Here is a 17,950-nt window from a genome sequence, read left to right on the forward strand (position 1 = left end):
TCTGCTGAATCGCACCGTCGAGGCGGGCCCGCGAACGCCGCGGGCCCGCCTCGCCGGATGGGGGTGCTGCTACTTGAAGGTGACGCCCGCGGCCTCGGCGGCCGACTGCAGTGTCTCGGTCGCCTCCTCCGGGGTCACGTCACCCGCGGCGAGGGTGGTCGCCGCGTTGCCGATCGCGTCCGCGAGGTCGCTGTTCGGCAGCAGGCGGTTGTCGGTCACCGTCGCGGCGCGCTCGTAGAGCTCCTCGAGCTTCGGGCGCTGCACCTCGGGGTTGACCAGCTCGATGCTGTCCCAGTCGGGCTGCACGCTGGTGAGCGACGGGATGTCGTTGAGCGCGTTGGCCACGATCTGCTGGCCCTTCTCGGAGGTGCCGAGCCACACCGCGAACGTCGTCGCGGCGTTGCGGGCGTCGGCCTTGGCGTTCACGACGAGACCGTAGTTGGCGTCACCGAACATCGCGCCGGGCGTGCCCTCCGCGGTGGCGGCGGGGAAGGGGATCGGCGTCATGTTGAACGGCTCCGCGCCGCCAACACCGGCCGCCTCGATGGCGAGCGTCATGTTGTTGGGGCGGGTGAACTGCATGTACCAGGTGCCCATCATGACCATGGCGTAGTCCTGCGCCATGAACGCGTTGTTGGCGTCCGGGTACTGCTGCACGCCGAGCGCGCCCTCCTGCATGATGCCCTCGTCGAACAGGCGCTGCCAGGTGGTGAAGGCCTCGACCAGGTCGGGGTCCGTCCACTCCGCCTCGCCGCGCGTGGCCTTGGTGAAGAGGCCGGGATTGATGGTGTCCGCGATGGCCTGGATGGTGTCCTGGTCGAACGCGACCTGGGACGCGCCCTGCACGAAGCAGCCGATGTCGGCGGCCTCGAGCTTGTCGCAGACGCTCACCCACTCGTCGACGGTCGTCGGCGGGGTGAGGCCCTGCTCGTCGAAGATCTGCTGGTTGATCCAGACCGGGCCCGCGAAGGTGGAGCCGACGGGGATGCCGCGCAGCGCTCCGTCCTCGTCGGTGAGGCCGGCCACGCCGATCGGCGCGAGCTGGTCCTCCCAGTCGTCGCCGAGCGCCTCCGTCACCTGCTCGGTGAGGTCGGTGCCGTTGGGTCCGAACTGCACGAACTGGGCGCCGGGCGCGATGTCGAAGAGGTCCGGACCGGTGTTCGAGGCGAGGGCGGGGCGGAGCGCCGCCTCGTAGCCGTCGATGGTGAGCTGGCGGAAGTTGACCTTGATGTCGGGGTATTCCTCGTTGAAGGCCGTGATGTACTCCTCGGCCACCGCCTGCTCGGGCGTCCAGCCCCACCAGTCGACGGTGCCCGACGTGGCCGAGCCGCCCTCGCCGCCCCCGCCGCCACCCGCACCGCCGGAGCCGGTGCACCCGGCGAGTGCCGCGACCGCCATGCCCGTGATGGCAACCGCGGCGATGGAGCGCTGTGCTCCCCTGAATCGTGCTGACTGCATTGTCGCTCCTTGGAGTTTGAGGAGCCGGTGTCGCATGCGGGGTCGTCCTCGCCGGGGGCGGGGATGCGGCGTCGACCTCCGGGAACGGAGGCGCGACTCACCACGCAGGCACGACGATGACTGCGTTGCGGCCGCGGGGTCTGCGACGCCCGGAGACCTGTGGCTGTCCATATCGATGGGTCGACGTCCTCGTCCAGCCAGGTCCGCTGCAACAGGGGCTCTCTGTAGCGCCCAAGTTAACATCGGGTCGGATGACGGTCAACCTTTCGGCCGAATGCCGAAAATTTTCGAAGGAGGGCCTGGACTAGCTGTGCGCGTCCCTCGGCGGCGCCGTCGACTCGCGCGGCATCAGCCGGGTCGCGAGCTGGATGTGGTGCGACGGCGGCTCCTTGCCCTCCGACAGCGCGAGGATCGTCTCGAGGGCCAGGCGTCCGATGCCGACGAGCGGCGCGCGCACCGAGGTGAGCTTCGGGGTCACCCACTCCGCCTGGGGGATGTCGTCGAAGCCGCCGACGGAGAGGTCGGCTGGCAGGGAGAGCCCCGCCCGCCGTGCGGCCTCCATGACGCCGAAGGCGATGGCGTCGTTCGCCGCCATGATGGCGGTCGGGCGGTCGGGCAGCGCGAGCAGTGCGGCGCCGGCCTCGACCCCGGCCTCGAAACTGTACGGGCCGTTGCGGCAGATCTCCGGCTCGACGGGGATCCCCGCCTTCTCGAGCGCGGAGCGGTACCCCCGGAACCGCTCGATAGTCGGGGTGGACTGCGTCGGTCCGCCGACCCAGCCGATACGGCGGTGACCCAGGTGGAGGAGGTGGTCCGCCATGGACCGGGCGCCGGTCCAGTCGGTCACGCTGATGCTCACGAGGTCGGCCTGGTGGTCGTCGGCGGGGTCGATGGTCAGGAAGGGCAGCTTCAGCCGGGTCGCCGTCTGGATGACCTCGGACGGCAGTGACGAGGTGACCGCGATCACCCCGACGGAGGTGGAGTTCTCGTGCACCCACGCGCGGGCGGCCTTGCGGGAGGGGTCGGCGAAGCCCGGCGGCGTCAGCTGCACGTTCACGTCGATCTCGGCGGCGGCGGCCGCGCCGATCATGCCCTCGAGGATCAGGGACGCGTACTGCGACGTGACCGAGTCGAACAGTGCCGTCACCCGGCGGTGCCCGGCGGCGGACGGCCGGATTCCGCGGGCCTGGTAGCCCTCCTGATCGAGCACGCGGAGCACCCGTTCCCGGGTCTCGGTGGAGACGTCGGCCCGGCCGTTCAGCACCTTGGACGCGGTGGCCTGGGAGACACCGGCGCGCTGCGCCACCTGTTTCAGGGTCGGTCGGGAGGTGTTGGGGATGGTCATCTGGCGCCTTTCGAAACTTTCGGGAGCACTCACACTAGGGGAATCCAGGCCGATCCCGCCTCCTTCCACGCGGTTTCGGCGCGCAAGGAAGCCCACCCGGTGTGTTGAGAGCCGTCATTTCGTCTGTTACCGTGACCCGGCGGCCCACTTTCCCCGAAATGTTTTTGGGTGATCCTGAAAAGTTCCGTAGCATCAAGAAGCAATCTCAACGTAGAGAGGAGTGGGCGATGACGCTCACCAAGAAACGACGGGCGATTCCCCTTACGCTCGCCGCCGTGTCGGCGCTTGTTCTCACGGCGTGCGGCTCGAGCGGTCCCGGTTCCGCCGGCGGGGGCGGTGGAGGCGGCGGAAGCGACACCGCCTCGGCCTGGGCGCTCACCGGCGGCGTGCACGAGGTCATGTGGGACGAGTCGTTCAAGACGTGGAACGAGGAGAACGCCGACGCGAAGGTCGACGTCCAGTGGTTCGCGAACGACGCGTACAAGGAGAAGATCCGCACCTCGATGGGCGCGGGCACCGGCCCGTCGCTCGTCTTCAGCTGGGGCGGCGGTCCGCTGCGCGACTACGTCGACTCCGACAAGGTCGTCGACCTCACCGAGGGGGCGGCTGACCTGGTCGACCGTGTCTTCCCCTCGGTGGCGGAGGGCGGCATGGTCGACGGCAAGGTCTACGCGGTGCCGAACTCGCAGACCCAGCCCGAGCTCGTCTACTACAACAAGGACCTGTTCGACCAGGTAGGCGCAGAGGTGCCCACGACCTGGAGCGAGGTGATGGACCTCATCCCCAAGTTCAAGGAGGCCGGGGTCGCGCCGTTCGCGGTGGCCGGGGCGTCGAAGTGGCCCGAGCTGATCTGGCTGCAGTACATGACCGACCGCGTCGGCGGTCCGGAGGCGTTCGGCAAGGTCATGGCCCAGGAGCCCGACTCCTGGTCCGACCCGGCGTTCGTCGAGGCGCTCACCAAGATCCAGGACCTCGTGAAGGCGGGCGGCTTCCAGGAGGGCTTCGGCAGCACCGTCGCCGACACGCGTGCCGACGCGGCGCTCGTGCACACCGGCAAGGCCGCCATGCTGCTGCAGGGCAGCTGGGTCTTCTCGAGCTTTGCCCAGGACGCCCCCGAGATGGTCGAGAACGACCGCATCGGCTTCTTCCCGTTCCCCGCGGTGGAGGGCGGCAAGGGCGACCCCGCGAACGTCGTGGGTAACCCGTCCAACTACTGGTCGCTGAACTCCAACGCCTCCGAGGAGGTCCAGGAGCAGATGACCACGTACCTGAACGAGTACGTGTTCAACGAGCAGTACACCACCACCCTGCTCGACGGCGGCGGCGTGCCCCCGGTGGTCGGCATCGAGGAGCGGCTCGCCGACACCGAGCACGGCGACTTCCTGACGTTCGCCTACAGCCTCGTCGAGGACGCGCCGAGCTTCACGCTCTCCTGGGACCAGGCGCTGCCCGCCGCTCAGGCGCAGGAGCTGCTGACGAACATCGACCGGATCTTCCTGCTCGAGATCACGCCGGAAGAGTTCGTCGCCAACATGAACGCGACCCTCTAGCCGGATGTCCATCGACACGAAGGGTGCCGGTGCCGCGGACGACCGCGGCACCGGCACCACCGGAACGCTGGTCGCGGCGCCGTCGCGCACGCTGTCGGCGGGACTCGGCGCGCGAGGGGTCGTCTCGCCCCGCGGCGACGCCGGCAGGAACCGCGGCTTCAGCCGGGGGCCGTCCTTCTGGATGGCGGTGCCGGCGCTGGCATTCTTCGCGGTGTTCGCGATCCTCCCGCTGTTCGGCGTCGTGATCCTGAGCTTCATGTCCTGGGACGGCCTCGGCACCCCGCAGTGGACCGGCCTCGACAACTGGACCCGGACCCTCGCGGCGCCCGACACGGCGCGCGCCGCGTGGCTGAGCCTGGTGCTCATGGTGCTGACCTGGGCCATCCAGGCGCCCCTCAGCCTGCTGATCGGCGTGTTCATCGCGGGTCAGCAGCGGTATCGCTCGTTCCTGTCGCTGCTGTACTTCCTCCCGCTCGTCCTGTCGGCGGCGGCCACGGCGATCGCCTTCAAGTCGCTGCTCGACCCGAACTTCGGGATGGGGGCATCGCTCGGCGTCGACGTCCTGAGCCAGGACTGGCTCGGGAACCCGAACCTCGCGTTCGCCGTCGTGCTGTTCGTGATCGCGTGGTCCTTCGTGCCGTTCCACAGCCTGCTGTATCAGGCGGGCGTGCGGCAGATCCCGCGCATGTTCTATGAGGCGGCGATGATCGACGGCGCCTCCGGGTGGAAGCAGTTCTGGATGATCACCATCCCGCAGCTGCGCTACACGATGGTGACGTCGTCGACCCTCATGCTCGTCGGCTCGCTCACGTACTTCGACCTGATCTACGTGCTCACCGCGGGCGGTCCCGGCACGGCGACGCGCATCCTGCCCCTGGACATGTACCTGGTCGGCTTCCGCAGCTTCGACATGGGCCGGGCGAGCGTCATCGCCGTGATCCTGGTGGCCGTGGGGCTCGGGCTGTCGCTCGCGCTGAACCGGATGAGCGGGGCCAACCGCATGGAGAGCCAGATGGAGGGCGCATGACCGCCGTACGCACGCGCCCCAACATACTGGGCGGCTTCTTCGGCTGGGTGTGGCTGGCCGTCATCATCCTGCCGATCTACTACGTGGTGCTCACGAGCCTGCGGAAGCAGTCGTCCTTCTACCAGGAGAACCCGCTCCTCCCGCCCTCGGAGCCGACCCTCGAGTCGTACGCCACGGTGCTCCAGAACGAGTTCCTGCTCTACTTCACGAACAGCGTGATCGTGTCGGTGACCACCGTCGCGGTGGTGCTGGTGATCTGCGTGATGGCGGCGTACTACATCGTGCGCAGCCGGACCAGGCTGGCGGGGCGGTCGTTCTCGCTCATCCTGCTCGGCCTCGCGATCCCGCTGCAGGCGACGATCATCCCGATCTACTACATGATCACGAGGCTGCGGCTGTACGACACCCTGATCGCGCTGATCCTGCCCTCGATCGCGTTCGCGGTGCCCATCACCGTGCTCATCCTCGTCAACTTCCTCCGCGACATCCCGGGCGAGCTGTTCGAGTCGATGCGCATGGACGGTGCGAGCGACTGGCGGATGCTGCGGAGCCTCGTAGTGCCGCTGGCGAAGCCGGCGATCGTCACGGTCGCGATCTACGACGCGCTCAACGTGTGGAACAGCTTCCTGTTCCCGCTCGTGCTCACCCAGAGCGCGAACACCCGCACGCTGCCGCTGTCGCTGTGGACCTATCAGGGCGAGTTCCAGGTCAACATCCCCGCCGTGCTGGCGGCCGTGACCCTGTCCGCGCTGCCGATCGTCGTGCTGTACGTCGTGGGGCGCCGGCAGCTGATCAGCGGCCTCACGGCCGGCTTCGGCAAGTAACCGACGCGGCAGGCCACCGGCCGCCGCAGAGACGAAGCGCCCGAGCTCCTGGGAAGGAGCTCGGGCGCTTCGTCGTGGGCGATCGCTTCCCGCGGTTCGTTCTAGGGGAGCTCGATGCGGCCGTCGACCCTGCGCGGGATCCGCAGCGGGTTCTCGTCGCGCAGCGCCTCGGGGAGCACGGACGCCGGGGCGCTCTGGTACGCCACCGGGCGCTGGAAGCGACGGGCAGCGGTCGCGCCGACCGAGGTGAACAGGGAGGTCGTGGCCGGCCATGGCCCGCCGTGGTGTTGCGCCCAGTTTACGGCCACTCCGGTGGGCCAACCGTCGAACAGCACCCGTCCGGCCCGCCCCCGCAGCACCGCAACGAGGGCCGACAGGTCCTCGTCGGGCTGACCGTGGATCGTCGCGGTGAGGCTGCCTGGCACCACACGCAGGGCGTCGAGCAGCTCGTCCTCCGAGTCGTAGGAGACCAGAAGCGTCGCGGGACCGAAGCACTCCTCGAGCAGCGTCTCCGGGCGCTCGGCGACCGCGGCCGCCGTCGTCCCGAGCACGACGGGGGTGGCGCCGGCCGTGACGTCCTCCTGCTGCACCTCGCCGGCGAGCACCTCGACGGCGGGGTCGGACGCGATCGCCGCGACGCCCGCGGGGAACGCCTCGGCGATCCGGTCGGTCAGCAGCTTCCCGCCGCTTGCGCCGGATGCGGCCTCGGCGACCGCGGCCTCGAAGCCCGCGCCCGCGGGCACGAACACGACGCCCGGCTTAGTGCAGAACTGGCCGGCGCCGAGCGTGAACGACGCCGTGAGCCCGGTCGCCAGCTCCGCCCCGCGGGCGGCGACCGCGGACGCCGTGAGGACCACGGGATTGATGCTGCCGAGCTCGCCGTAGAACGGGATCGGGTCCGGGCGCGACACGGCGAGGTCGAACAGCGCGCGACCGCCCGACACCGAGCCCGTGAACCCCACGGCCTGGATGACCGGGTCGGCGACGAGCGCCTGCCCGACCTCGCGGCCCGTGACGAGGGCGAAGATGCCCTTCGGGGCGCCCGCCCGCTCGAGCGCCTCGAGCATCAGCTCCGCCGTGCGCTCGGAGAGCTTCAAGTGGCCGGAGTGCGCCTTGACGATCACCGGGCACCCCACGGCGAGCGCGGAGGAGGTGTCGCCGCCTGCCACCGAGAACGCGAACGGGAAGTTCGACGCGGAGAAGACCGCGACGGGCCCGATCGGGTGCAGGATGCGGCGCAGGTCGGGGCGCGGCGGGGTGGCGGTGGGAACGGCGTGGTCGATCACGGCCTCGAGGTACGAGCCCTCCGTGATCACGTCCGCGAACAACCGGAGCTGGCCCGTCGTGCGCGCGACCTCGCCCTGGAGCCGCGTTGCGCCCAGGTGGGTCTCCTCGTCCGCGATCCGCACGAGCTCGTCGGAGTGCGCGTCGAGGGAGTCGGCGACGGCCCGCAGCCATCCCGCGCGCACGGTGTCGCTCGCGCTCGCGACGGCGTGCTCCGCCGCCCGGGCCGCCGCGGTGATCGCGGAGAGTTCTTCGAGAGTGGTCATGGTCCTCACATCCATCCGCCGTCGACGACCCAGAGCTGGGCCGTGCATGACCGGGAGTCGTCCGCGGCGAGCCAGAGCAGCATCCGCGCCACGTCCTCCGGGTAGAGCTTGTGCGGCAGGCACTGGTTGCGCTCGATGGAGGCCTCGGCCTCCGGCGTCACCCAGTGGGTCAGCTGCCGCTCCGTCATGACCCAGCCGGGGATGATGCAGTTCACCCGGATGCCGAAGGGCCCGAGCTCGCGGGCGAGGGTGCGGGTCAGCCCCTCGATCCCCGCCTTCGCCGTGATGTACCCGGGCAGGTCGGTGAGGTCGATGTGGGCGCTGATGGAGCCGAGGTTGATGATCGACCCGCGGCCCGCGCTCCGCATCATGGGCACGACGGCCTGCGCCGCGAAGAAGTGGTGCCGGAGGTTGACCGCCATGGCGTCGTCCCACAGGGCGAGGTCCATCTCCGCGACGGCGTGCCGGGTGTCGTTCGCGGCGTTGTTCACCAGCACGGTGATCGGCCCGAGCTCCTCGCCGGCGCGGCGGATGGCCTCCTGGACGGCGGGCACGTCCCGCACGTCGCACGGCAGGAACAGGGGCGCCGGGTGGCCGCGCTCGGCGATCTCGGCCGCGAGGGCCTCGCCCGCGTCGACCGCGATGTCGACGAACGCGACCCGCGCGCCCTGCGCGGCCAACTGTTCGACGAACTCGCGACCGAGGCCGGTGGCGCCACCGCTCACGAACGCGATCTGGCCCTCGAGGCTCGGGTACCGGGCATACCGGGTTTCCTGCGCGTTGCTCACGGGATCACCACCGCCCGGCCGACCGACCCGGAGGCGAGCGCGTCGTACGCCTCGTTGACCTGCTCGAGCGGGTAGGTCGTGCCGATCAGCTCATCGAGCGGCAGCCGCCCGGCGAGGTAGAGGCCGAAGATCTTGGGAAGGTCGACGAGGGGGTTCGCCGAGCCGTAGAGGCTGCCGATCACGCGCTTCTGGCGCTGCACCAGGGCGTTGACCGGGATGGCGAAGGTCTCGCCGACGCGGCCGAGGCCGACGGCGACGAGCGTGCCCGCGGGCGCCAGGCAGTCGAACGCCTGCTGCAGGGTGGCCGGCCGCCCGATGGCCTCGATGGCCCACGTCACCCCGTCCGGGAGCAGTGCGAGCACCTGCTCGACCGTGTTCCCCGCGCTGGCGTCGATGGTGTGCGTCGCGCCGAGCCGTTCCGCGAGCTCGAGCTTCTCCGGGTCGACGTCGACGACGACGATCGGGTTCGCGCCGGCGAGGCGGGCCCCCATCACGCTCGAGAGGCCGACCCCGCCCGCGCCGAGCACGAGGATCGACTCGCCCGCGCACTCGCCGATTGCGTTGAGCACGGCGCCGACGCCGGTGATCACGGCGCAGCCGGCGATCGCCGCGATCTCGGGCCGGACCCCGTCCGGGACCCGGACGACGGACGTCTCCGACACGACGACCCGCTCCGCGAAGCAGGAGACGCCGAGGAAGTGGTGCAGCTGCTCGCCCTCCCGGCTGAGCCGCGAGGTGCCGTCGAGCAGGCCGCCGGTCGCCGCCTGCCGCGGGCCGGACTGGCAGAGCACCGGATTGCCGGTGATGCAGGGGACGCACCGGCCGCAGCGCGGGCGCCACATCAGGGCGACCCGGTCGCCCACCGCGAGCGTGCCGGCGGTGTCCGGGCCGAGCTCCTCGACGATCCCGGCGCCCTCATGGCCGAGCACCACCGGCAGCGGGCAGGTGATGTCGCCGGTCATGTAGTGGTAGTCGCTGTGGCAGATGCCCGACGCCTCGATCCGCACGACGATCTCGCCCGACCGCGGCGGAGCAAGGTCGACCTGCTCGATGGTGAGGGGGGTGCCGGGCGAACGCAGCACTGCGGCGCGCATGGACATGGTTTCTCCGTTGTCGTCGGTGAGGGCTTCGGTGCGGCCGCCGGGTGGCGCGGCGCGCATCCTTAGAGATTCGGGGCGGTCGGATCCAGTGAGGCCGGTTCGGGCGGTCAGTGGGACTCGCGGGCCACGTCCGGGCCGCTCGAACCGACCAGGAAGTCGAGGTCGGCGCCCGTGTCGGCCCCGAGCACGTGGTCGACGTAGAGCCGCTCCCAGCCGCGGACGGGCGCGGCGAACCCCGTGACGGTGGCCGCGTTGACGTGGCGCTCGCGCAGCACCTCGTCGGGAACGTTCAGCTCGAGCCGCCGTCCCTCGACGTCGAGGACGATCTCGTCCCCGTTCTCGACGAGCGCGAGCAGGCCGCCCGCGGCCGCCTCGGGGCTCACGTGCAGCACGACCGTGCCGTAAGCGGTACCGCTCATCCGCCCATCGCAGACGCGGACCATGTCGCGCACGCCTGCCTGCAGCATCTTCTTCGGCAGCGGCATGTTCGAGACCTCGGGCATGCCGGGATAGCCCTTCGGGCCGCACCCGCGCAGCACGAGCACGGAGGTCACGTCGACGTCGAGGTCGGGGTCGTCGATGCGCGCGTGGAAGTCCTCGATGGAGTCGAACACCACGGCCTTCCCACGGTGCTGCATCAGCTCGGGCGACGCCGCGGCGGGCTTGATGATCGCGCCGTTGGGCGCGAGGTTGCCGCGGAGGATGGCGATGCCCGCGTCCTCCTGCAGGGGCCGGTTCCGCGGCGTGATCACGTCGGCGTCCCAGACCTCCTGGTCCTCGAGGTAGCTGACGAACGGCTTCCCCGTGACCGTGATCGCGGTCGGGTCGAGCAGGTCCTTCACCTGCTGCAGCACGGCCAGCAGGCCGCCCGCGCGGAACAGGTCCTCCATGAGGTACTTGCCGGCGGGCTGCAGGTTCACGAGCAGGGGCACGCCCGCGCCGATGCGGTCGAAGTCGTCGAGGGTCAGCTCGATGCCGAGCCGCCCGGCGATCGCGAGCAGGTGCACGACGGCGTTGGTCGAGCCGCCGATGGCGGCCAGGGTGACGATCGCGTTGTGGAAGGACTCGCGCGTGATGATGTCGCTGAGCCTGCGTCCGCCGGCCACCATCTCGACCGCGAGGCGGCCGGTCTCGTGGGCGGTCTCGAGCAGCCGGCTGTCCGGGGCCGGCGTCCCCGCGAGCCCGGGGATCGTGGTGCCGAGTGCCTCGGCCATCGACGCCATGGTGGATGCGGTGCCCATCGTGTTGCAGTGCCCGCGGCTGCGGATCATCGACCCCTCCGACTTGAGGAAGAGCTTCTCCGAGAGCCTCCCGGCCCGCACCTCCTCGCTGAGCTTCCACACGTCGGTGCCGCAGCCCATCGCCTCGCCGCGGAAGTAGCCGTTCAGCATCGGGCCGCCCGGCACGACGATGGCCGGGATGTCGACGGAGGCGGCGCCCATGAGCAGCGCGGGGATCGTCTTGTCGCAGCCGCCGAGGAGCACGACCCCGTCGACCGGGTTCGCCCGCAGCAGTTCCTCGATGGCCATCGCGGCCATGTTCCGCCACAGCATCGCGGTCGGCCGCACCTGAGTCTCGCCGAGGGACGGGACGGGCAGGTTGAGCGGGATGCCGCCGGCCTCGTAGACGCCCTGCTTCACGCTCTCGGCGACCTCGTCGAGGTGCGAGTTGCAGGGGCTCAGATCCGAGGCGGTGTTCGCGATCGCGATGTGCGGGCGACCGTCGAAGGCGTGCGAGGGGAAGCCCCGCCGCATCCAGGCCCGATGGAGGTAGGTGTTGCGGTCGGAGCCGCCGTACCACTGCGAACTGCGCAGATCGTTCATGAAGGGCCCATCAGCATCGTCGGTCAGGGGTGTGATGGTCGGGAGCCTAATCGCCCGGGCGTCGCGGCCGCAAACTTGCGGTCCAGGGCCGAAACGTTTCGGCCCTGGAGTCCGCCAGCCCGCGCCCACCTCCGGACGCTTCGCCTCCGGGCGCTCCGCCTCACTCGTTCGGCGTGACGATCACCTTGAGCGCCTGCGGGTCCACCGAGGCCTGCAGCGCCTCCTCGACGCGGTCGAGCGGGAACCGGGCGGTCACCAGCGAATCGAGGTCGACCCTGCCGCTGCTCGCGAGCTCGATCGCCAGCGGCCAGGTGTTGGCGTAGCGGAACACGCCGGTGAGCTCGATCTCCCGGGCCTGGATGCGTCCCACCGGCAGCGCGACCACGTCTTTGCCCATTCCCACGAGCACGGCGCGGCCGCCGGGCTTCAGTGCGAGGATGCCCGCCGTGACGGCCGGCGCGGCGCCCGAGGCGTCGATGAAGATGTCCACCTCGAGAGCCCCGTCGGCGTCGTCCGGATTGGCGGGGTCGAGCGTGCGGGTGGCCCCGAAGCGCTCGGCGGCCTCGCGCCTCGTCGGGGCGATGTCCGACACGATCACCTCGGACGCCCCGAACGCGAACGCCACCTGCATCACGATGATGCCGATCGGGCCGGCGCCGGCGATCAGCACCCGGCTGCCCGGGCGGGTTCCGGCCTTCTGGTTGCTCCAGATGCCGACCGACAGGGGCTCGCACAGCGCCGCCGCCTCGAGGCTCATGGAGTCGGGGATCGGGAAGGCGTAGTCCGCCTGGATGACCGCGTACTCCGCGAATGCGCCGTCGATCGGTGGCGTCGCGTAGAACTCCATGGCCGGGCAGAGGTTGTAGGCGCCGCGCTTGCACTGCTCGCAGACGCGGCAGGCCCGCTGCGGTTCGATGGACACGCGCTCGCCGATCCGGTCGGCGGGGACGCCGGAGCCGACGGCGGTGATGACGCCGGAGGCCTCGTGGCCGAGGATCATCGGTTCCTCCACGACGAAGTCCCCGATCCGGCCCTCGTGGTAGTAGTGCACGTCGGACCCGCAGACCCCGACCGCGGCGATCCGCACCACGACCTCGTCGTGCTCGGGCTCGGGCATCGGCCTCGCCTGCACCTTCACCACCCCGGGCTCGAGGAGCAGGCTGGCGCGCATGTCGATTTCGGTCATGGGGTCTCCATCCGGGATATGGTGTGGTCTCACTGCGAAACCTTACTGAGATTTCCCGAAACTTCGGCCTGATCTTTCGAGGTTGCAGCCCATCCTCACCCGCAACGACGCTGACGAAGGACGACAATGGCGACTGCTCACACCCCCAGACCCCTATCCCTCCGTGGAAGCGACTTCATCGACGCTTCCGGCGAGGTCGTCCGGCTGCGGGGGGTGAACATCGGCGGCTGGCTTTTGATGGAGAACTTCATCACGGGGTACGCCGCGAACGAGTCCTTTATGCGCAGGACGGTGCGTGAGGCCATCGGGGACGACCGCGCGGAGCGCTTCTTCGAGCGACTCCTCACGAACTTCTTCGGTCGCGAGGACGCCGAGTTCCTCGGGCGCGAGGGCTTCAACTCCGTGCGCATCAACGTGAACTACAAGCACCTCGAGAGCGATGCCCGGCCCTTCGAGATCCTCGAGGACGGCTTCCGGCACATCGACCGGGCGATCGAGCTGTGCGCCGCGAACGGCATCTACTCGATGATCGACCTGCACGCGCACCCGGGACACCAGAACCAGGACTGGCACTCGGACAACCGCACGCACGTCGACGGCTTCTGGGACCATCCGCACTTCCAGGACCGCACCGTGAACATCTGGGAGGCGATCGCCGACCGCTATCGCGACAACCCGTGGGTGAGCGGGTACAACCTGATGAACGAGCCCGCCGACGCGGAGGGCACGCGCGTGGCGGCGTTCTACGACCGCATCGTCGCCGCGGTCAAAGCGGTGGATCCGGATCACCTCATCTTCCTCGACGGCAACACCTACTCCGTCGACTGGTCGATCTTCGACGAGCCGGAGGAGGGCATCGTCTACGCGTTGCACGACTACGTGCCCTCGGGCTTCGGCCGCGGCGGGCCGTATCCCGGCGTGACGGACGGCCAGTACATCGACCGGGACGCGGTGGAGGAGAAGTTCCTGAAGCGCAGCGAGTTCGCGCGCCGCACGGGCACGCCCATCTACGTCGGCGAGTTCGCCCCGATCTACTTCAACGACGAGGCGAAGGACGTGCAGCGGCGCCAGATCCTCGCCGACCAGCTGGAGATCTACTCGCGGCACCGCGTGAGCTGGAACACCTGGATGTACAAGGACCTCGGCCGGCAGGGGCTCGTCGGGGTGAATCCCGACACGCCCTACCGCACCCGGTTCGACCCCTTCGTGGCCAAGAAGTTCCGGCTGTCGGCGGACGGCTGGGGGAGTGACGAGATCGGTCCGCGCGAGGTCAGCGAGCCCCTGCGGGAGTTGTTCGCCCGCGAGTTCCCCGCCTTCGACCCCTACCCCTTCGGCACCTCGCACTTCCTCGCGCGCCTGCTGCTGAACATCACGCTGGCCGAGCCACTCGCCTACGAGTACGCGGACCTGTTCCGCGGGCTCGACGACTCCGAGCTCGACGCCCTCGCCGACTCGTTCTCGTTCGAGAACTGCTCCGTGCGCCAGTCGCTGCTCGAGCAGCTGAAAGCGGGCCTGGAGTAGCGGGTCCGGGTTTTCGGGGGCTGGCGGCATCCGTCGCCAGACCCCCGGCACCCGGTGCTGGACCTGCCGGGCTCAGCCCGCGAACATCGCCTGCTCGACGCCGCGGGCGCCGGTCGAGACCGAGAACACCGCTCCGGCCGCCGGCTCGGCGTCGGGGTCGACGTCCTGCATGGACGTCGTGATGTAGAGGTCGGCACTGCCGGCACCGGCGAACGCGCACGCGGTCACGTTGGTCACGGGCAGGTCGACCACCTCGGTGAGTCTCCCGTCGGCGTCGTAGCGCCGCACGGCCCCTCCGCCCCAGAGCGCCACCCACAGTCCGCCCTCGTCGTCCACCGCCGTGCCGTCGGGCGCGCCGTGCTCCTCGTCGATGGTGACGAACGGCCGGGGGTCGTGCAGCCGGCCGGTCGCGGCGTCGAAGTCGTAGACGTCGATGCGGCCCGTGCCGGTGTCCGCGTGGAACGCGCGCGCGCCGTCCGCAGACCATTGGAGCCCGTTGGGGACGGTCACGCTCTCGAGCACGGTGTCGACCGTGAGGTCGGGATCCAGCCGGTACAGCGAGCCAGCGCCCGGCGAGACGTCGTAGGCCATGGACCCGCAGTAGAAGCGGCCCTGCGGGTCGCAGTTGCCCTCGTTCATCCGCACGGCCGGCGAGTCGAAGGCCCGCACGGTACCGGTTCGGGCCCAGTCCTCGTCGAGCAGCGCGAAGCCGTGCTCGATCGCCACCAGATAGCCGCCCGGCTCGCGGGCGCGGATCACCGCGGCGATGTCGTCGACGTGGCGGCGGGTGACGGTGCCGGTCGGGAGCAGCGTGACCACGTCGCCCGCGAGCATGTCCACGAACCGGAGACGCGAGTTCCTGCTGTCCCAGAACGGCCCCTCGCCGTGGAACGTGCATCGGTCGGTGACCTGATCGGGTCGGGGCATGGCGGTCCTCTCTGACGGCGTCCGGGTCCCACCGGGATGCGGCGGGGTGGTCCTCGAAACTTTACGGCTTTTCGACGGTAGATTTCGAGAATCGGCTCCCGCATGGCATGGTGGGAGCACTCCCCACGACGACGTAAGGACCCCAGTGGCTGCATCAGTACCGCCCGTTGACCCGACGATGAGACACCGGATCGCTGATGCGACCGTCACCGTGCTCGGCCCGGACGGGAGCCCTCTCGCCGACACCGACGTGACCGTCGAGCAGCGCAGGCACGCGTTCTCCTTCGGCAACATCGGCTTCGACTTCATCCCGCTCGCGAACGGGGAGACCGAGGTCCACGGCTCCGCGACCGAGGTGGAGACCTTCGGCGGTGCCGACATCGAGCAGCTCGAGCGGCTCGCCCCGCTCTGGCTCGACCTCTTCAACACGGCGACCCTGCCGTTCTACTGGGGCCGCTTCGAGCCGAGGCGCGGTGAGCCCGACACGGAGCGGCTGCAGAAGACGGCCCGGTGGTTCGCCGACCAGGGGGTCACCGTCAAGGGCCACCCGCTGGTCTGGCACACCGTCACCGCCCCGTGGCTGCTCGACCTTCCCGTCGAGGAGATCGAGCAGGTGCAGCGGGAGCGCATCCGCCGGGATGTCGGCGACTTCGCCGGGCTGATCGACACCTGGGACGCGATCAACGAGGCCGTGATCATGCCGGTGTTCACCAACGGCGACAACGGCATCACCCGCATGGCCCGCGAGAAGGGCCGCATCGCGACGATCCGCCTCGCCTTCGAGGAGGCCCGTGCCACGAACCCCAAAGCCACGCTGCTCATCAACGACTTCGACCTGAGCTCCGCCTACGAGTGCCTCATCGAGGGCGTGCTCGAGGCGGGCATCCGCATCGATGCCATCGGCCTGCAGACGCACATGCACAAGGGCTACCGCGGCGAGGACGCGGTGCTCGCGGCCGTCGACCGGTTCGCGCGCTACGGGCTGCCCCTGCACATGACGGAGACCAGCCTCGTGTCCGGGCACATCATGCCGCCGGAGATCACCGACCTCAACGACTACGTCATCCCGGAGTGGCCGTCGACCCCGGAGGGCGAGGAGCGCCAGGCGGACGAGATCGTGCGCCACTACCGCTCGCTGGTCTCGCACCCGGCGGTGCAGGCGATCAACTACTGGGGTCTCACCGACAGCGGGTCATGGCTCGGCGCCCCGATCGGCCTCGTCCGCGCCGACGGCTCGCCCAAGCCGTCCTACGACGCGATGCGCGACCTCATCAAGGGGGAGTGGTGGCTGGGCCCGACGACCCTGAGGACCGACGCCGAGGGGCGGGTCGCGGTGAGCGGTTTCACCGGTGACTACGAGGTGACCGGCCGCGGTGGCTCTGCCCCGCTTCCGCTCGCGACCGCGGGCCCCGTCGAGGCCGAGGTGCGCCTGCCGTAGGGGCAGCGCGCGCGCGGAGCCGCGGGGGCGGGTGGCATCGGCCGCCCGCCCCCGCGGCCTACACCCTCCGGGAGGCACCCGGACGGGGACGTGCGCCGAAGGACCCGTTCCCCCACACTTTCGAGTGGGGGAAACAAATGATCACAACTTCTGCTCGTGTCGCCGCTGTCGCCGTTGTGCTGGCTCTGCTCGGGGCGGTGCCGGCCGCCGCGGCGCCGTCGGCTCCACCGTCCGCGCCGCCCGGCGCCAAGCGCATCCTGTCTTCGGTCTCCGCGTCGGAGCGGGGACCGGCCATGACCACGAAGGCGCGGCCGGCGACGACAAGCACGACCACGACGATGACCGCGACCAGCACGACCACGACCATGACGACGAAGATGAAGGTGACCGGCACGGCCAAGAAACCCGGCAAGGGACAACCGGTCCCCACCGAGCCGCTGCCCACGCCGACCACGCCACCGGTCACGAGCACCGCTCCGCTGCGCTTCGGCCTGATGACGCCGGGCGGGCCGCTCGCGTCCGCCGAGCTCGATGCGGCCGCCGTGACGCTCGGCGAGAGCCCGTCGATCCTCATGTGGTACGCAGACTTCCAGCAGGCGCCGCCGATCGCGGAGCTCGATGCGACGGCCGCCCGCGGGGCGACGCCGCTCGTCACGTGGGAGCCCTGGGCCTGGGGAGGCGGCGCCGTCCAGCCCGCGTACGCGAGTGACCGCATCACGGCGGGCGACTACGACGCGCACATCGCGACCTGGGGTCGCGCCCTTGCCGCCTGGGGGAAGCCGGTCCTGCTGCGCTACGGCCACGAGATGAACGGCCCGTGGTACCCGTGGTCCGATGGCGTCAACGGCAACGGGACGGGTGACTACATCGCCGCCTGGCGTCACGTCCACGACGTCGTCGCGGCGACGGGCGCGAGCAACGTCCAGTGGGTGTGGTCGCCGAACGTGCCCGACGCGCAGATGCCCGCTCTTTCGACCCTCTATCCGGGATCGTCCTACGTGGATGTCGTCGCGCTCGACGGCTACAACTGGGGCACGACCACGTCGTGGAGCTCCTGGACCTCCCCGTCCGCGCTGTTCGGCGGTCCCCTCCAGCAGCTGCGCGCCATCGCTCCGGGCAAGCCGATCATGATCGGGGAGACCAGCTCGGCGGAGGCGGGCGGGGACAAGGCCGCATGGTCCCGCGACCTCATCGCGTACCTGTCGTCGCAGCCTGACGTGACCGCGGTCGTGTGGTTCAACGTGAACAAGGAGACGGACTGGCGGTTCGACAGCTCGCCCGCGGCCGCGACGAGCCTCCGCGAGGCCCTGGCCGCGCGCACCCGCACCTAGGGGCAGCGCGTCCCCGGCATCGGACTCGGTCTCGCCACATCTCGAGCACCTGCCGGCCGCGCCAGGGGCGCCGGTGGTTCGG

Annotated in this window: 14 protein-coding genes; 6 read left to right on the plus strand and 8 right to left on the minus strand. The window is 70.3% G+C overall.

Features of this window, described 5'->3' with window-relative positions:
* Positions 1-69: 69 nt before the first annotated feature.
* Together DAI20_RS16240 and DAI20_RS16245 are read right to left on the minus strand one after the other, a co-directional pair.
* Positions 70-1,458 carry an ABC transporter substrate-binding protein gene (locus DAI20_RS16240; protein ID WP_159085108.1) on the minus strand — a complete coding sequence of 463 codons (1,389 nt, stop codon included), beginning with the start codon at positions 1,456-1,458 and terminating at the stop codon, positions 70-72.
* A gap of 304 nt (positions 1,459-1,762) precedes the next feature.
* Entirely contained in the window at positions 1,763-2,803 is a 1,041-nt protein-coding gene (locus tag DAI20_RS16245) for a LacI family DNA-binding transcriptional regulator (protein ID WP_108252767.1), read from the minus strand.
* A gap of 227 nt (positions 2,804-3,030) precedes the next feature.
* Between DAI20_RS16245 and DAI20_RS16250 the strand changes: the two genes are divergently transcribed.
* The 3 genes from DAI20_RS16250 (at position 3,031) to DAI20_RS16260 (ending at position 6,204) form a co-directional block, all read left to right on the plus strand.
* Positions 3,031-4,353: an extracellular solute-binding protein gene (locus DAI20_RS16250; RefSeq protein ID WP_108252768.1), complete on the plus strand. Its 1,323-nt coding sequence runs from the start codon at positions 3,031-3,033 to the stop codon at positions 4,351-4,353.
* Positions 4,354-4,534: 181 nt separating this feature from the next.
* Positions 4,535-5,380: a carbohydrate ABC transporter permease gene (locus DAI20_RS16255; RefSeq protein WP_159085120.1), complete on the plus strand. Its 846-nt coding sequence runs from the start codon at positions 4,535-4,537 to the stop codon at positions 5,378-5,380.
* Positions 5,377-6,204 (plus strand): carbohydrate ABC transporter permease, encoded by an 828-nt coding sequence (locus DAI20_RS16260; RefSeq protein ID WP_108252770.1) that lies wholly within the window; start codon positions 5,377-5,379, stop codon positions 6,202-6,204. The genes DAI20_RS16255 and DAI20_RS16260 overlap by 4 nt, the downstream gene beginning before the upstream one ends.
* A 101-nt stretch (positions 6,205-6,305) precedes the next feature.
* Here the strand turns inward: DAI20_RS16260 and DAI20_RS16265 are convergent, their stop codons facing one another.
* The 5 genes from DAI20_RS16265 to DAI20_RS16285 form a co-directional block, all read right to left on the minus strand.
* Positions 6,306-7,754 carry an aldehyde dehydrogenase (NADP(+)) gene (locus DAI20_RS16265; protein WP_108252771.1) on the minus strand — a complete coding sequence of 483 codons (1,449 nt, stop codon included), beginning with the start codon at positions 7,752-7,754 and terminating at the stop codon, positions 6,306-6,308.
* Between the two features lie 5 nt (positions 7,755-7,759).
* Positions 7,760-8,542: an SDR family NAD(P)-dependent oxidoreductase gene (locus tag DAI20_RS16270; RefSeq protein ID WP_108252772.1), complete on the minus strand. Its 783-nt coding sequence runs from the start codon at positions 8,540-8,542 to the stop codon at positions 7,760-7,762.
* The gene (locus DAI20_RS16275) at positions 8,539-9,702 is read right to left on the minus strand and encodes a zinc-binding dehydrogenase (RefSeq protein ID WP_205781479.1); all 1,164 of its coding nucleotides are present in this window, start codon (positions 9,700-9,702) and stop codon (positions 8,539-8,541) included. The genes DAI20_RS16270 and DAI20_RS16275 overlap by 4 nt, the downstream gene beginning before the upstream one ends.
* Positions 9,703-9,749: 47 nt before the next feature.
* Positions 9,750-11,465 carry an IlvD/Edd family dehydratase gene (locus DAI20_RS16280; protein ID WP_108252773.1) on the minus strand — a complete coding sequence of 572 codons (1,716 nt, stop codon included), beginning with the start codon at positions 11,463-11,465 and terminating at the stop codon, positions 9,750-9,752.
* A gap of 160 nt (positions 11,466-11,625) precedes the next feature.
* Entirely contained in the window at positions 11,626-12,651 is a 1,026-nt protein-coding gene (locus DAI20_RS16285) for an NAD(P)-dependent alcohol dehydrogenase (protein ID WP_205781480.1), read from the minus strand.
* Between the two features lie 126 nt (positions 12,652-12,777).
* Here DAI20_RS16285 and DAI20_RS16290 point away from each other — a divergent pair, with 126 nt between their 5' ends.
* Positions 12,778-14,172, plus strand: a complete 1,395-nt coding sequence (locus DAI20_RS16290) for a glycoside hydrolase family 5 protein (protein WP_108252774.1) — start codon at positions 12,778-12,780, stop codon at positions 14,170-14,172.
* A gap of 72 nt (positions 14,173-14,244) precedes the next feature.
* Here DAI20_RS16290 and DAI20_RS16295 read toward each other — a convergent pair whose 3' ends face one another.
* Positions 14,245-15,099: an SMP-30/gluconolactonase/LRE family protein gene (locus DAI20_RS16295; protein ID WP_108252775.1), complete on the minus strand. Its 855-nt coding sequence runs from the start codon at positions 15,097-15,099 to the stop codon at positions 14,245-14,247.
* A gap of 178 nt (positions 15,100-15,277) precedes the next feature.
* On the opposite strand from DAI20_RS16295, the gene DAI20_RS16300 reads away from it, so the two are divergent.
* Positions 15,278-16,537, plus strand: a complete 1,260-nt coding sequence (locus tag DAI20_RS16300) for an endo-1,4-beta-xylanase (protein WP_108252776.1) — start codon at positions 15,278-15,280, stop codon at positions 16,535-16,537.
* A 137-nt stretch (positions 16,538-16,674) separates the two neighbouring features.
* Entirely contained in the window at positions 16,675-17,868 is a 1,194-nt protein-coding gene (locus DAI20_RS16305; RefSeq protein ID WP_108252777.1) for a glycoside hydrolase family 26 protein, read from the plus strand.
* Positions 17,869-17,950: the final 82 nt, after the last annotated feature.

Origin of the sequence: Planctomonas deserti (genome assembly GCF_003067705.1) — a bacterium.
Taxonomy (GTDB): domain Bacteria; phylum Actinomycetota; class Actinomycetes; order Actinomycetales; family Microbacteriaceae; genus Planctomonas; species Planctomonas deserti.

Bases quoted from the DNA above. Each gene is read 5' to 3' on its own strand.
- DAI20_RS16260 (WP_108252770.1), top strand. From the start codon at position 5,377: ATGACCGCCGTACGCACGCGCCCCAACATACTGGGCGGCTTCTTCGGC.
- DAI20_RS16240 (WP_159085108.1), bottom strand. From the start codon at position 1,458: ATGCAGTCAGCACGATTCAGGGGAGCACAGCGCTCCATCGCCGCGGTT.
- DAI20_RS16275 (WP_205781479.1), bottom strand. From the start codon at position 9,702: ATGCGCGCCGCGCCACCCGGCGGCCGCACCGAAGCCCTCACCGACGAC.
- DAI20_RS16300 (WP_108252776.1), top strand. From the start codon at position 15,278: ATGAGACACCGGATCGCTGATGCGACCGTCACCGTGCTCGGCCCGGAC.
- DAI20_RS16305 (WP_108252777.1), top strand. From the start codon at position 16,675: ATGATCACAACTTCTGCTCGTGTCGCCGCTGTCGCCGTTGTGCTGGCT.
- DAI20_RS16250 (WP_108252768.1), top strand. From the start codon at position 3,031: ATGACGCTCACCAAGAAACGACGGGCGATTCCCCTTACGCTCGCCGCC.
- DAI20_RS16255 (WP_159085120.1), top strand. From the start codon at position 4,535: ATGGCGGTGCCGGCGCTGGCATTCTTCGCGGTGTTCGCGATCCTCCCG.
- DAI20_RS16295 (WP_108252775.1), bottom strand. From the start codon at position 15,099: ATGCCCCGACCCGATCAGGTCACCGACCGATGCACGTTCCACGGCGAG.
- DAI20_RS16280 (WP_108252773.1), bottom strand. From the start codon at position 11,465: ATGAACGATCTGCGCAGTTCGCAGTGGTACGGCGGCTCCGACCGCAAC.
- DAI20_RS16265 (WP_108252771.1), bottom strand. From the start codon at position 7,754: ATGACCACTCTCGAAGAACTCTCCGCGATCACCGCGGCGGCCCGGGCG.
- DAI20_RS16290 (WP_108252774.1), top strand. From the start codon at position 12,778: ATGGCGACTGCTCACACCCCCAGACCCCTATCCCTCCGTGGAAGCGAC.
- DAI20_RS16285 (WP_205781480.1), bottom strand. From the start codon at position 12,651: ATGACCGAAATCGACATGCGCGCCAGCCTGCTCCTCGAGCCCGGGGTG.
- DAI20_RS16245 (WP_108252767.1), bottom strand. From the start codon at position 2,803: ATGACCATCCCCAACACCTCCCGACCGACCCTGAAACAGGTGGCGCAG.